Raw genomic sequence first — 13579 nt, 5'->3', positions numbered from 1 at the left:
CGCGATTTCATGAGCGACATTGACAGGCAAGCGGTGGCGGCCCTATTGACGTATACGTCGGCAGCGCAAAACATGGGTGATATGGTGGGATCCTGGGCCGAGATGGTCGAAGGGTACGGCGAGGCGGTGTCGCGCATCGGCGCGCGCATGGTCGTGCTCTGCAAGTTCGTCGATGCGGTGCTGCCGCAATTGACGGCTGGGCAGTGCGCGGACATCGACCGGTCGTTCCGACGCGGCGTCGAGGATGCAATGGCGCGCACCGACGACATGGAGCTGCCGGGCGTCTACCATTCGACGTTGCTCGATCAAACCAACGTCCTGCTCAGCGCGCTCGAGAGCAGGGGCGTCCGGCGGCGATAGGGCTCGTTGCCCGTGCGGGCGCGGCCGCCTTCTCGCCGCGCTCACGATCGACGCATCAGGTCGTCGATATCAATTCCGAGTTCGGTGGCCATCCGTTCGACGAGCGCCTGCAGCCGGTTCACCTTCTCGATCAACTCCTTTTGCTCGGCCTTCAGTGCTTCGATCGCCGCTGGCGAGATGGCGTCCTCGCTGCCGCCGTGCTCAGGCGCTTCGCTTGCACTGACTTCACCACAGAGGAGATGCATCCAGCGACTCTCCCGTTCACCCGGTGCGCGCGGCAGTTTGACGGTAAGCGGCGGCTCGCGATGGGCGAGTTCGTCGAGAAATGCCTCGACCGATGAAATATCGGCGAAGTTGTGCAGACGCGCGCTGTTGAGCCGCAATTCCGCGGCCGTCTGCGGGCCGCGCAGTACCAGCGTCGCAAGCAACGCGGCGCTTTGGCTTTGGATGCCGAGCACGCGGTTGATGTTGTGCTCGAAGCGCGGCACGCGGCTGCTGCTGCCTTCCAGCACCAGACTCAGGCGCTTCAAGCCGTCGATCGCGGTCAGCACCTCTGCCTCGCTGACATTCATCACCGGCGCACGAGCCGTTTTCTGATTGCAGCCGGAGACCAAGGCGTTGAGCGATAGCGGATACGTATCGGGCACCGTGTACTGCTTCTCGAAGAGGACACCTACCACACGCGCCTCGAGCTGCGTGAGATGACGTATTGCGGGGCGCGAAGAGCTGTCTGCGCTGGAGTTCATGGGAGTCTCTTTAGGAGTCGCTGGTTTCCGTCGTGTGGCACAGGAGTCGGGCGGCCGCGAAATTCCGCTCGGAGCCCTATGATATCCGGCGCGAGTCCTCGTACCGCAACACCGACGGTACGGCGGCGCAACGATACGCTGCGCGCATCCACGCAGGCGGGTCGGCTCTCTCATCGACATTGCGATGCGGCCTCGCCCCGGCGCGACGAGGGATTTTCCTCAAAAGTGGAAAATCGATAGCAGAAATGCTTCGTTTGCCGCACGCGCGGCGCTGTCTACACTCCGGTCTCATCTTGTCATTACAAGTGGAACATGACCGGAAGCAACCTCGTGCCGCTGGTGCCGCAGCCGCTATACGTCCAGATCAAGGATACGCTGCGCGCGCGCATCCTCGACGGCACGTATCCGTCCCATAGTCGAATGCCGTCCGAGCATGAACTCTGCGCGATGTTCGGCGTGAGCCGCATCACCGTGCGGCAGGCGCTCGGGGACTTGCAGAAGGAGGGCCTCGTTTTTCGCCTGCATGGCAAGGGCACGTTCGTCTCGAAGCCGAAGGCGTTCCAGAACATCCGGTCGCTGCAAGGGTTCGCGGAGGCCATGTCGTCGATGGGCTATGAAATCGTCAACCAGCTTCGCAGCTTCAGCATCATCAAGGCCGATCGCCATATCGCAGCGCGGCTCGCATTGCCGGAGGGCGCACCGGTTGCGCAAATCCACCGCGTGCGGCTGCTGAACCGCGAGCCTGTCTCGCTCGAGCTGACATGGGTGCCCGAGGCGCTCGGAAAGCGGCTCGCCAACGCAGATCTTGCGACGCGAGATATCTTCCTCATCCTCGAAAACGACTGCGGCGTGTCGCTCGGCCACGCGGACGTATCGATCGACGCGATCCTCGCGGACGAGGACATCGTCGATGCACTTCGCGTCGAGGAGGGCAGCCCCGTGTTGCGCATCGAGCGCCTGACGCACGACGCAAGCGGCAAACCGATCGATTACGAATACCTCTATTTCCGCGGCGACGCATTCCAGTATCGATTGCGCATCGACCGTGACAAGGACAGCGGCCGCAAACCCGCAAGGAAAGCGCGATGAACACCGAAGTACTCGAATACGACGTCGTGGTGGTGGGCGGCGGCACCGCCGGACCGATGGCGGCCGTCAAGGCCAAGGAAAGCGATAAGAACTTGCGCGTGCTGTTGCTCGAAAAGGCCAACGTCAAGCGCAGCGGCGCGATCTCGATGGGCATGGACGGGCTCAACAACGCGGTCATCCCCGGCCACGCGACCCCGGAGCAGTACACGCGCGAGATCACGATCGCGAACGACGGCATCGTCGACCAGGAGGCCGTCTACGCCTATGCGAAGCACAGCTTTACGACGATCGAGCAGCTCGACCGCTGGGGCGTGAAATTCGAAAAGGACGGCACCGGCGATTACGCCGTCAAGAAGGTGCATCACATGGGGTCGTACGTGCTGCCGATGCCGGAGGGGCACGACATCAAACGCATTCTCTATCGGCAGCTGAAGCGTGCGCGCGTCGACATCACCAATCGCATCGTCGCAACGCGGCTTCTGACGGACAGCGAAGGCCGGGTGAACAGCGTGCTCGGTTTCGATTGCCGAACCGCGCAGTTCTATGTGGTGCGCGCGAAGGCGGTCATTCTCTGTTGCGGCGCGGCGGGCCGGCTCGGCTTGCCGGCCTCGGGCTATCTGATGGGCACCTACGAGAACCCGACGAACGCGGGCGACGGCTACGCGATGGCGTATCACGCGGGCGCCGCGCTCGCCAATCTCGAATGCTTTCAGATCAACCCACTCATCAAGGACTACAACGGCCCTGCCTGCGCCTATGTCACCGGCCCGCTCGGCGGTTTCACGGCCAACGGCAAGGGCGAGCGCTTCATCGAATGCGATTACTGGAGCGGACAGATGATGTGGGAGTTCTATCAGGAATTGCAGAGCGGCAACGGCCCCGTGTTCCTGAAGCTCGACCACCTTGCCGAGGAGACGATTCAGACGATCGAGCAGATCCTGCATACGAATGAGCGGCCGAGCCGCGGACGTTTTCATGCGCATCGCGGAACCGACTACCGGCATCAGATGGTCGAGATGCATATCTCCGAGATCGGCTTTTGCAGCGGACACAGCGCGTCGGGCGTCTACGTCAACGCGCGAGCGGAGACGACGGTGCCTGGGCTGTACGCGGCCGGCGACATGGCGGCGGTCCCGCACAACTATATGCTCGGCGCGTTCACTTACGGATGGTTCGCGGGAGAAAACGCTGCTCGCGATGTCGAAGGCCGTGCGCATACGCCGATAGACGAGGAGCAGGTTGCGGCGGAACGAGCGCGCATCTATGGCCCCCTCGAGCGTGAGAGCGGTCTTGCGCCGATGCAGGTCGAGTACAAGCTGCGTCGGATGGTAAACGACTATCTCCAGCCGCCGAAGGTGACGCGCAAGATGGAGATCGCGCTGCAGCGATTCGACGAGATCGCCGAGGACATCGAATCGATCAAGGCGAATAACGCGCATGAGCTCATGCGGGCGGCGGAAGTGCGCGCGATTCGCGATTGCGCGGAGATGGCCGCTCGCGCCTCGCTCTTTCGGACCGAGAGCCGCTGGGGCTTGTACCACCATCGCGTCGATTTTCCGCATCGAAACGACGCCGAGTGGTTCTGTCATACGCATCTCTACAAGGATACGGACGGCCGGATGGCGAGCACGAAGCGCGAGGTTGAACCGTACATCGTTTCGCTTGCCGACGAAGAGCGAAGCGCGTACGAGTTGCTGCGGATTCGTGAGCCGGCCGCGGGTGCCGAGGCCGTGGCCCATTGAGGAACGCGACATGTCCCACACTCCGCACGAAATCTTTCAGCGCACGAGCGCCCCGGTGACGATAGACGAGGATCTCTGCATTGCCGAGAAGGGCTGTACCGTCTGCGTCGACGTATGCCCGCTCGATCTGCTTGCGATCGACATGACGAAGGGCAAGGCCTATATGCGGTTCGACGAATGCTGGTACTGCATGCCGTGCGAGCGCGACTGCCCGACCGGTGCCGTGAAAGTCGAGATTCCGTACCTGTTGCGCTAACGACGCGAGCGGCCGCGCGCGGCGGTCCCTCTTCAACCGGAATCGATACGCTATGGCTCCACCTGTCACTGCCGCGAATGCCGATGCGTTGCCCGCTCGAGCGGCTGCGCCCATTGCGCGTCTTACCGATGCGGACGCTACCGTGCGTCGCATTGCGGTCCTCGATATTGCCGATCTCGAGGACGCGGATCTGCTGCCCGCGCTCGTCACCGTATTGCGCAACGACGACGCCCCCGAAGTGCGCAGCGAGGCGGCGCGCGTGCTGGCGTCGTGGGAGGAGGGCGACGTGATCGCCGCACTATGCGAGGCGTTGCTCGATGCCGATGCCGACGTTCGCGAGGCGGCGGCGCAAACCCTTTCCGAGCTCAAAGATCCGGCGTCCGCACCTGTCCTCGTCGGATGGGCCGACCGGCCGGAACCGTTTGTACGGACGGCTGTATTGCGTGGTCTGCGTGAATTGCGGTTCGCGGACAGCTTCGCGCTGGCGCAGCGTGCGCTTGCCGACGAGGCCGCAACGGTCAGGCTGGAGGCCGTCGCTGTGCTGGGATGGCTCAAGGATGCGCGCGCGTTGTCGATGCTGGCACGCAAGGCGACGGCCGACGCTGACGCCGGCGTACGCCGCGCCGCGGTCGGCGCGCTTGGTTTTGCGGCGCCCGCGGACGGGTTCGTCGTTGCGGCGCTTCTCGATGCGCTCGTCGATGACGCATGGCAAGTGCGGGAGGAAGCGGCGACCACGCTCGGCAAATTGCGCGCCCCGATTGCACGCGATGCGCTCATTGCGGCGCTCGACGATGCGTATTGGCAGGTCCGTGTGCGTGCGACGCGTGCGCTGGGCCAACTTCGCGATGCCATGGCGGTCCAGCCCTTGCAGGCATTGTTGACCCATACGATCAGCAATCTGCGCAAGGAAGCGGCGCTCGCGCTCGGGGAATTGCGGGATCGCGCGGCTCTGGCTGCATTGCACGACGCGCTCGACGACTCGGATCCCGATGTGCGCAAAGCGGCGCGGATCGCAATTCAACAGATCGAAAATGCCGGCCGATGAAGTGGCCCTCCGAAGTCCGATTAGACCGAGGCGCACGCGTGCTCACGCTGCGCTGGCCGGACGGCAACGAACTAACGATCGGCCATGCACAGCTTCGCGAGGCGTGTCCTTGCGCCGAATGCCGCCGGCTCCGCCTTGGCGGCGATGTGGTGCGCGCGGCACAAGGTCTCACGGTGACCGATTTGCAATCGATGGGCTACGGCATGCAGATCGTGTTCAGCGATGGCCACGCGCGCGGCATTTATCCGTGGACCTATCTTGCACAACTTGCGTGAAGTGAATCGTAGTGCGCATGGCACTGCGTAGCCGTAGCGCGGGAGCCGTTCGCGCCGCATGCATAGTTCATGTCAGTTGTCTACTGGGTCGCTGGATCGGCCGATAGCCGGTAAACTTTCACCTCCTGATCGAGCGGGTAGCGAGTCGGCGCGATATGGCGCTCATGATCTCGGATTTGTCGAATCCTGCGCTACCAGCCATGCACCAGTGAGGCTTACCGTGGATGATCGATTCGACCGGCGCGAACTTCTTCTACATCTTGGCGATGTGCTCGAGGCAGCGAGCGGCGTCGCGAAGATTGACCGACCCGACGTGCCCGTTTCGCGACTCGCTTTGAGCGACTCCTCGTTGCAGGCCTTTCCGTTCTTGCGCAACGTGGCGACTCGCGTGCTTGCCAAGGATTTTTCGCAACGCGTGGCGAGCGCATATGGGCATTGGCCGCGGGCGCTGCTCGAAGCGGAGCTCGATCATGCGGCGCTGGCTTTGCCTGTCCGGCGCGAACTCTTCGATGGCGGCGCGGACGGTTGGGACGCGTATGTCGGCTATATGCGGCAAAAGGTTATTTGGTTCGGGGTGGAGCTTCCCGATAACGCTACGTCGGATACTAAAACAGCGGGGCCATCAACCGCAGCGCCCGTGCAAGAGCGTTCACCGCTTGAAAAAACCGGATGGCCATGGACGCCACTCGGTTGATGACGGCGGCACGGCCGCCAGGCGCTTAAGCGGCCTGCGGCAGCCAGCCTTCCTCCGTATCCTGGAAGATCATTTTTTCGTCGACATGTCGATCGAGATTCGAGATGCGCTCGATCAATTCCTGCAGCTTCACGTTGCCATCGACTGTCTCGAGGTAGATGGCGCGGAACATCCTGTCGGCGGTTTTGGGAATCTTCCCTCGTTTCTCCCAAAGCGCTACGGTTTGCTCCGAAGTGCCTAGCAGGTCCGCCGCGCGATGCTGCGAGAGATCGAGTTCCTTACGCAGGAAGCGGAATTCGGCGCCTGTGAGATAGCTCTTGCGCGCAAGCGCGCGGCCGATGGCGCGATGAAGGCCGTCCGCATCTTCGATGGATACGGCTTTGCCATACGCCGTTTTCCGAACGTGATAGCCGTTGGCCAGCCACACGTTCTGCAACCCTGTTTCTGTGTAGTGGTACATACCCATAATTATTATGGGTTGCTGGCGAAGAAGCAAGAGGTGCGGTGTTTCTCTACAGACGATCGCTCACCCACGCACGGTACTTTGCTTGGCGTGCGGGCCCTATGCGCCGGCTGGCCGGCGGATCCGTGACTGACGCGCTATCGCCTTGCCGATCACTGCGCCGCAGCGGTAGCCCGATTCTGCGAAGTTTCGTCGGGCTTGATCACCGCGTTCCGAGGCCAAACGACGACATCGTCATACGCATAGAGCTGGCAGTGGGTGAAGCCTTTCTTGCCGCACATAGCCATGGCCTTTTCGATGGCATCCTTGTTGTTCGACCAGTATGTATGGTGTCCGCCGTCCGCGATCACAAATGCCTTCGGTGGTTTGCGTTCGAGGTAAGCGGCGTAGTCCTTCCGCGCGCGCTCGTAGGGCACGGCGTCGACGTTATTGGCGTCCGCGTAACCGGTCGCGGCCGGCAAAGACGCCTGGGCGTGCCCCGTTCCTCCTGCTCCGGGAATGCTGACAACGGAGTTGGTGCCCATGCGCACCAGGATCAGATCCGGATAGTCGTAGGCAGCGCCTGAAGACGTGTCGACAACAACGCCGACTGCGCCGCCGAACAGAACATTGCCGAATGCCATGGGCTTGGTCGACGATTTCACTGTTGCAAAGCCGGCATCCATTTCCGCTTTGTCGCACCGTACGTTGAGATTTCCATAAGCGCGATGAATCGTCACGGTGCCCGGCGTCGTGACGTAATACGTGCCTTTGCTGTTGGTGAGCTTGCATGTCGCGCCGGATACAGGCACGTCGTCTTTTTTCGTTTCCACGGAAACTATCTGGCGCGTGCCGCCGACGATGGAAGCGCAGCCGGCAAGGGCGCCGCAAACGATAACTAAAGACAATCGCATCATGGCTTCTAGGTTTTATATTCGACGTGTTACCGGCTTTTCGGCGTTCCCCGTCAACGCCTCACGCTCTCGCTCCAACGACTCGCGAGTCATCGAGGCGGATTGTGCCATCGTCCTGCCACTGCAATCGGTTGTTTTTGTCTATCGACCCTATTTACCAATAATGGGTGCTGCGGCCCGGGTTTCGTGGCGAAAACCACAATCGCCACCGACATGCGATCTACGCCAATGCGATTGCGACGCTGAAGGATCCGACTGGAGGGAGAGCTCACCCACTGTCAATCTTCCCCAGCCGCTGCCGCATCTGCCTCGATAGGCGCCATTCCCACTCGCGCGCGCTTACGGATCTCCGAATCGAGAATCAGCCGCCCGCGCAGTTTTCCCTTCATCCGTTTCACATGCTTGGGCGCCTCGGTCATGTGCTCGACCATCAGCGCACGTACGCGCTCAGCATCGCGTTCGCGCGCGGCCTGCAGGATCGCCTTGTGGATCGACACGTTCGCTTCGCCAAAGCGCTTGTGCTCCACGAGCGGCGTATCGTTCCTGAACTCGATCAGCTGCCGAATCATCTCATTGATCAGCTCACAGCTGAACCGCAGGAACGGGTTGGGGTTCGCGGCCGCGAGGATGTCGTGGAATGTCGTGTCCTCCTGGCGCTGGCGCAGCATGTGGCCGCGGTCGCGCACGCCCGATGCGCCGTCGCAGCACGCGATGTTCGCCTCCAGCGCCGCGAAGTCGCGCTCGGTGAGGTGCGGCACGGCGCCGGCCGCCAGCTCGGGTTCGAGCAGCTTGCGCACCGTGTAGATGTCATCGATCGTCACGTCCTTGAAGAACAGGTAGTTCTGCAGGAGCTGCAGCGTGCGATCGAGCGGCACCTCGACGACCATCCCGCCGCCGGACGGCCCTGTCGTGACCTTGATGAGCCCCTGCACCTCGAGCGACTTCAGCGCTTCGCGGACCGTGCTCTTGCTCACCGCATAGAGCTGCTGCAGCTCGGCCTCGCGCGGCAGGCGGTCGCCCGGCTTAAGGTCCTTCTCGGTGATCAGCCGCTTGATCTCCTCGGCCACGAGGTCGGCCCGCTTCGGCTGCTTGATTTCGACCGCGAGGCCGGCCCTGGCTCGGTCCATGACCATCTTCAAGACTCCTTTGTCTGACGGCGCCCCGCGTCATCGTCGACGATCCCGGCGCGGGTACCGAATTTTGCCTGATTGACACCGTTTTTGATCAACTCTAGCATCAGGTTCATTCTATTTATAGTGATAAATAGGATCAACCGGCGGCGCGCATCCTGCAGGGCGTGGGCACGGTTTGGCAGTCGGTGGTATCGCGTGTGTCCCACTTTAGAGGAGCGTCAACTTGAATCGCCGAGAACTGTTGAAACTGGCCGCCTTGTCGGCCGTGCCGGGTGCGCTCGGCAGCATGTCGTCCCGTGTCGCATTCGCACAGGGCTCGCCCATCGAGCTTGCTTGCCCCGTGCCGATGTCCGGGCCGTTCGCCGCCAACGGCAAGTATGCCGACCTCGGCATGCAGCTCGCCGTCAGGCAATACGGCAAGGTGCTTGGCGCGCCGCTCGCGTATACAACGCTCGACACCGAGGGCAAGCCTGCGACCGCCGTGCGGCGCGTGCAGGAAATCGCGCAACAGAAGGGCGTGCGCTTCTTCGCGGGCGGCATCCTGTCGTCCGAATCGCTTGCGATGGGCAAGGAAATCCAGAAGGCGGACGGCGTGTTCATCACGACCGCCGGTGCGGACGAGATCACCGGCAGGGATTGCAACGCCGCGACGTTCCGCTGGTCCGTGCCGACCTTCGGCGCGATCGAACAGACGGTGCGCCCGTTGATCCAGATGGTGCCGAAGGCGAAGCGGTGGTACACGATCACGCCGCAATACGTGTTCGGCGACGGCCTGCTGTCGGCCGCCAAGGCGATCTTCAGCGAGAAGGGCATCGAGCACGTCGGCAACAGCTATCACTCGCTCGCCGAGAAGGAGTTCAGCGGCTACCTGACGAATGCGGCGGCCGCGCAGCCGGACGTGCTCCTGATCTTGAACTTCGGCTCGCAATCGTCGGACACGCTGCGCCAGGCTGTGAGCTTCGGGATGAAGCGCAACTGCACGATCCTGCTCGCGTGGGCATCGGGCCTCGAACAGTTCGAGGCGCTCGGGCCCGACATCTGCGACGGCGTGTATTTCGGCGCGCAGTACTGGCACGGCATCGATTCGCCGTTGAACCGCGACCTCGTGAAGCGCGCGAACGCCGCGTTCAAGGCGAATCCAAACTACAGCCTCGCGGGTTCGTACATCTGCTCGAAGATCCTGATCGACGCGATGGTGAAGGCCGGCAGCGCCGATCCGAAGAAGGTCGTCGCGGCGATGGAAGGCATGAAGTACGACGGCCTCACGGGCCCGGAGGAAATCCGCGAGGGCGATCACCAGGTGCTGAAGAACTATTACATGCTGAAAGGCAAGCCGAAGGGCCGGATGAAGAACGCCGACGACTATGCCGATATCGTCAGCTCGGGTCAGTCCTTCCTGCCGCTCGACAAGTCGGGCTGCAAGCTCGCGTGAGCCTGTGTATGCGTTCGCGGCGCGCGGCGCGCCGCGGACGTCCGTTACATTCCTTTCCGACAGGGAAGCCATGAACGTCTATTTGCTGCAGATCGTCAACGGCATCGGCGTGGGCATGCTGTATTTTCTACTCGCCGTCGGCCTGTCGATCGTGTTCGGCCTGCTGCGCTTCGTGAATTTCGCTCACGGCGCGTTCTACCTGCTCGGCGCTTATCTCTGCTACCAGGCGCTGCAATGGTCGGCCAACTTCTGGGTCGCGCTCGCGATCGTGCCGCTCGTGGTCGGCGCATTCGCGTGGGGTATCGAGAAGCTCGTGCTGCGGCATGTGTACGCGCAGCAGCATGAATTCCACATCCTGGCGACGGTCGGGCTCGCGCTCGTGTTGCAGGAGTGCGCGATCCTCGCATGGGGCCCGCTCGGCGACAACGTGCCGCCGCCCGACGCGCTGAACGGCGTCGTGATCTGGGGCGGCTTCGTCTACCCGAAATACCGGCTGTTCGTGATCGCGTTCACGGCCGTGCTCGCTGCATTGCTCTGGTGGGTGCTGGAAGGCACGCGGCTCGGCAGTACGGTACGCGCGGGCAGCGAATCGACGGAGATGGTCTCGCTGCTCGGCATCAACGTGACGCGCGTGTTCAGCCTCGTGTTCGCGCTCGGCGCGGCGACGGCCGCGCTCGCGGGCGTGCTCGCCGCACCGATCCGCGGCGTCGATCCGTTCATGGGCATCGAGGCGCTCGGCGTCGCATTCGTCGTGGTCGTGATCGGCGGGATGGGGAATTTTCTCGGCGCGCTCGTCGGCGGGCTGCTGGTTGGCATCGTGCAGAGCCTGATGAGCACGCTGTGGCCGGAAGGTGCGCGGTTGATGATCTATGTCGCGATGGCGGCCGTGCTGCTGTTGCGTCCGAACGGGTTGCTGGGGAGGGCCGCATGATCGAATCGTCGAAACCGCTGCGGTCGGGGGCGGCGGCCTCTCAACGCCTGCAGCGGTGGCGCGGCGCGCCGGAAGGCTGGCTCGCGGTGGCCGTCGCGTGCGTGCTGCCAGTTGTGCTGAGCTCGGGCTCGCTCGCGACCGAAGTGCTGGTGTTCGCGCTCGCAGCGCTCGGCAGCAACCTGCTGCTCGGGTATACGGGGCTGCTGTCGTTCGGGCAGGGCATCTTCTTCGGGCTCGGCAGTTATACGGCGGGGCTAGTGCTGACGCACGGCGTCCAGTCTGCGATGGCCGCGCTCGCCGCGGCCGCCGTGCTCGGTGCCGTCGCGGCCGCGCTCGTCGGCTGGTTCTCGATCCGGCAGCGCGGCACCTATTTCGTGATGCTGACGCTTGCATTCGGGCAGCTGTTCTACTTTCTCGCCTATACGGCACCGAACATCACGGGCGGCGACAACGGACTGCTCGACATCCCGCGTCCCGCGCTGTCCCTATTCGGGCATCCGCTCGTCCCGCTCGATTCGCCGTGGCGCTACTACGTCTTCGTCGCGGTGCTTTTCGTCGCGGTGTTCTGGCTGCTGTTGCGTGTCTCGCGCTCGGTATTCGGCCGTACGCTGCTCGCGATTCGCGACAACGAGGCGCGCGCGGCGGCGGCCGGCTACGACGTGAAGCGCTTCAAGCTCGCGGCGTTCGTCATCTCGGGCGCGGTCACGGGCCTCGCGGGTGCGCTGCACGCGTTGATGACGGGCATCGCGCCGCTGTCGAACATCGACTATCACACGAGCGAGATGATCCTCGTGATGACGGTGATCGGCGGCACGGGCAACCTGTTCGCGTCGGTGCTCGGCGCCGCGTTCTACGTGCTGTTCGCGGACTGGCTGTCGACGCTGTGGCCGCGCTGGCTGCTGCTGCTCGGCCTCGTGCTGATCGCGGTCAGCTTGTTTGCGCAGCGCGGGTTGTGGGGACTCGGCGAACGCGTCGTGGCATCGCTGCGGCGCTCCGATCGCACTGCGGCCACGATCAAGGAGCAGCAATGAGCGAAGCGATTCTCGAAGCGAGCGGCGTCGTCAAGCGCTACGGCAAGTTCACGGCGCTGGGCGGCGTCGACCTGCGGATCATGCCGCACACCGTGCATTCAGTGATCGGCCCGAACGGGGCGGGCAAGACGACGCTGTTCCATACGCTGACGGGCACACTGCCGATTACGTCGGGCTCGATCCTGTTCGACGGTCATGACGTCTCGCACGAACCCGATCACAAGCGCGTGCGGCGCGGCATCGCGCGTTCATTCCAGGTGACGAGCCTGTTTCCGAACCTGCGCGTGCGCGAGAACCTGCGCGTTGCCGCACAGGGCGTCGAATCGCGGCGCGCGCTGAATCCGTGGTCGCCGCCGCGCGGCGTGCTCGCGCAAGAGCGCATCGTCGACGACGTGCTCGAGCGCCTCGGCCTGCAGCGCTTCGCCGACACGGCGGCCGGCGTGCTGTCACACGGCCAGCAGCGCCGGCTCGAAGTCGGGATGGCGCTTGCGGCGCGGCCGCGTGCGATCTTTCTCGATGAGCCGACGTCCGGCATGGGAATCGACGATCTCGACGACATGAAGGCGCTGATCCGCGGCCTGCGCGACAACTACACGGTCGTCCTCATCGAACACAACATGGGAATCGTGATGGATATCTCGGACACGATCACGGTGATGCAGCAGGGCCGCGTGCTGGTGGAAGGCAAGCCCGACGCGATCCGCGGCGACGAACGCGTGCGCAGCGCGTATCTCGGCAACATGATCACCGGAGGCCGCGCATGATGCTCGACGTGAACGATGTGCATGCCTGTTACGGCAAGAGCCACGTACTGCAGGGCATTTCGCTGAACGTGAGCGAAGGCGAGACGGTGACGCTGCTCGGCCGCAACGGCGCGGGCAAGTCGACGACCCTCAAGACGATCGCGGGCGTCGTCGCGCCGACCGGCGGCACGGTGACGTTCGGTGGCCGGCCGGTGTCGGGGCTGCCCGCGCACCGGATCGCCGCGCGCGGCCTGTGCTTCGTGCCCGAGCATCGCGGGATTTTCCGGCTGCTGTCGGTCGAGGAAAACCTGCGGCTCGGCGCGCGCCGCGATTCGCCGTGGCAGCTCGACGACATCTACCGGATCTTTCCGCGCCTGAAGGAGCGCTGCCGCAACGGCGGCGCGCAGCTGTCGGGCGGCGAGCAGCAGATGCTCGCGATCGGCCGGGCGCTGATGAACCACCCGCGGCTGCTGATGCTCGACGAGCCGGTCGAGGGGCTCGCACCCGTGATCGTCGAGGAGATCGTCGAGCAGCTGAAGCGGATCAAGGCGGCTGGCGTCGCAATCCTGCTCGTCGAACAGAACTTGGAAGTATGTACGCAGCTCGCGGATCGCCACTTCGTGATCGAACAGGGCGCGATCGTCTACGAAGGCAGCAACGCGGCGTTCGCCGCCGATCACGAGGTGAAGGACCGTTACCTGGGCGTCGGCGTCGCGTAGGCGCCGTACCCCTTCATTGCGAGGAAT

The 13579-nt window shown here is 63.7% G+C and carries 16 protein-coding genes; 12 read left to right on the top strand and 4 right to left on the bottom strand.

Annotated features, from left to right (window positions below):
- Positions 1-9 precede the first annotated feature (9 nt).
- A complete protein-coding gene (locus tag C9I57_RS21875; protein WP_258187773.1) occupies positions 10-360 on the top strand; it encodes a hypothetical protein in 351 nt (116 codons plus the stop codon).
- A 41-nt stretch (positions 361-401) separates the two neighbouring features.
- On the opposite strand, the gene C9I57_RS21870 is transcribed toward C9I57_RS21875, so the two are convergent.
- Positions 402-1106 (bottom strand): YceH family protein, encoded by a 705-nt coding sequence (locus C9I57_RS21870; protein ID WP_107152715.1) that lies wholly within the window; start codon positions 1104-1106, stop codon positions 402-404.
- 312 nt (positions 1107-1418) lie between these two features.
- Here C9I57_RS21870 and C9I57_RS21865 point away from each other — a divergent pair, with 312 nt between their 5' ends.
- From C9I57_RS21865 to C9I57_RS21840, 6 genes are all read left to right on the top strand, one after another.
- Entirely contained in the window at positions 1419-2195 is a 777-nt protein-coding gene (locus tag C9I57_RS21865) for a GntR family transcriptional regulator (RefSeq protein WP_107152714.1), read from the top strand.
- Positions 2192-3937 carry a fumarate reductase/succinate dehydrogenase flavoprotein subunit gene (locus tag C9I57_RS21860; protein ID WP_107152713.1) on the top strand — a complete coding sequence of 582 codons (1746 nt, stop codon included), beginning with the start codon at positions 2192-2194 and terminating at the stop codon, positions 3935-3937. Before C9I57_RS21865 ends, C9I57_RS21860 begins: the two co-directional genes overlap by 4 nt.
- A 10-nt stretch (positions 3938-3947) precedes the next feature.
- A complete protein-coding gene (locus tag C9I57_RS21855) occupies positions 3948-4193 on the top strand; it encodes a 4Fe-4S dicluster domain-containing protein (protein WP_107152712.1) in 246 nt (81 codons plus the stop codon).
- 52 nt (positions 4194-4245) lie between these two features.
- Positions 4246-5238 carry a HEAT repeat domain-containing protein gene (locus C9I57_RS21850; protein ID WP_107152711.1) on the top strand — a complete coding sequence of 331 codons (993 nt, stop codon included), beginning with the start codon at positions 4246-4248 and terminating at the stop codon, positions 5236-5238.
- Positions 5235-5513, top strand: a complete 279-nt coding sequence (locus C9I57_RS21845) for a gamma-butyrobetaine hydroxylase-like domain-containing protein (RefSeq protein WP_107152710.1) — start codon at positions 5235-5237, stop codon at positions 5511-5513. Before C9I57_RS21850 ends, C9I57_RS21845 begins: the two co-directional genes overlap by 4 nt.
- 220 nt (positions 5514-5733) lie before the next feature.
- Positions 5734-6207, top strand: a complete 474-nt coding sequence (locus tag C9I57_RS21840; protein WP_107152709.1) for a hypothetical protein — start codon at positions 5734-5736, stop codon at positions 6205-6207.
- Between the two features lie 25 nt (positions 6208-6232).
- On the opposite strand, the gene C9I57_RS21835 is transcribed toward C9I57_RS21840, so the two are convergent.
- The 3 genes from C9I57_RS21835 to C9I57_RS21825 all read right to left on the bottom strand — a co-directional run bounded on the left by C9I57_RS21835 (position 6233) and on the right by C9I57_RS21825 (position 8696).
- The gene (locus tag C9I57_RS21835) at positions 6233-6667 is read right to left on the bottom strand and encodes a helix-turn-helix domain-containing protein (protein ID WP_107152708.1); all 435 of its coding nucleotides are present in this window, start codon (positions 6665-6667) and stop codon (positions 6233-6235) included.
- Between the two features lie 155 nt (positions 6668-6822).
- A complete protein-coding gene (locus C9I57_RS32830; RefSeq protein WP_181321913.1) occupies positions 6823-7566 on the bottom strand; it encodes a hypothetical protein in 744 nt (247 codons plus the stop codon).
- 275 nt (positions 7567-7841) lie between these two features.
- On the bottom strand, positions 7842-8696 hold the full coding sequence (locus C9I57_RS21825) for a FadR/GntR family transcriptional regulator (protein ID WP_107152707.1): 855 nt from the start codon (positions 8694-8696) through the stop codon (positions 7842-7844).
- A 223-nt stretch (positions 8697-8919) separates the two neighbouring features.
- Between C9I57_RS21825 and C9I57_RS21820 the strand changes: the two genes are divergently transcribed.
- From C9I57_RS21820 to C9I57_RS21800, 5 genes are all read left to right on the top strand, one after another.
- The gene (locus tag C9I57_RS21820; RefSeq protein WP_107152706.1) at positions 8920-10128 is read left to right on the top strand and encodes an ABC transporter substrate-binding protein; all 1209 of its coding nucleotides are present in this window, start codon (positions 8920-8922) and stop codon (positions 10126-10128) included.
- Between the two features lie 70 nt (positions 10129-10198).
- Positions 10199-11059: a branched-chain amino acid ABC transporter permease gene (locus C9I57_RS21815; protein WP_107152805.1), complete on the top strand. Its 861-nt coding sequence runs from the start codon at positions 10199-10201 to the stop codon at positions 11057-11059.
- The gene (locus C9I57_RS21810; protein WP_107152705.1) at positions 11056-12090 is read left to right on the top strand and encodes a branched-chain amino acid ABC transporter permease; all 1035 of its coding nucleotides are present in this window, start codon (positions 11056-11058) and stop codon (positions 12088-12090) included. The genes C9I57_RS21815 and C9I57_RS21810 overlap by 4 nt, the downstream gene beginning before the upstream one ends.
- Entirely contained in the window at positions 12087-12854 is a 768-nt protein-coding gene (locus tag C9I57_RS21805; RefSeq protein WP_107152704.1) for an ABC transporter ATP-binding protein, read from the top strand. Before C9I57_RS21810 ends, C9I57_RS21805 begins: the two co-directional genes overlap by 4 nt.
- Complete coding sequence (locus tag C9I57_RS21800; RefSeq protein ID WP_107152703.1) at positions 12851-13552, top strand: ABC transporter ATP-binding protein; 702 nt, start codon at positions 12851-12853, stop codon at positions 13550-13552. Before C9I57_RS21805 ends, C9I57_RS21800 begins: the two co-directional genes overlap by 4 nt.
- Positions 13553-13579 lie beyond the last annotated feature (27 nt).

Origin of the sequence: Trinickia symbiotica (genome assembly GCF_003028655.1) — a bacterium.
Taxonomy (GTDB): domain Bacteria; phylum Pseudomonadota; class Gammaproteobacteria; order Burkholderiales; family Burkholderiaceae; genus Trinickia; species Trinickia symbiotica_A.
The sequence above is the reverse complement of the archived record's forward strand: the minus strand, read 5'-3'. Positions and strand labels throughout refer to the sequence as shown.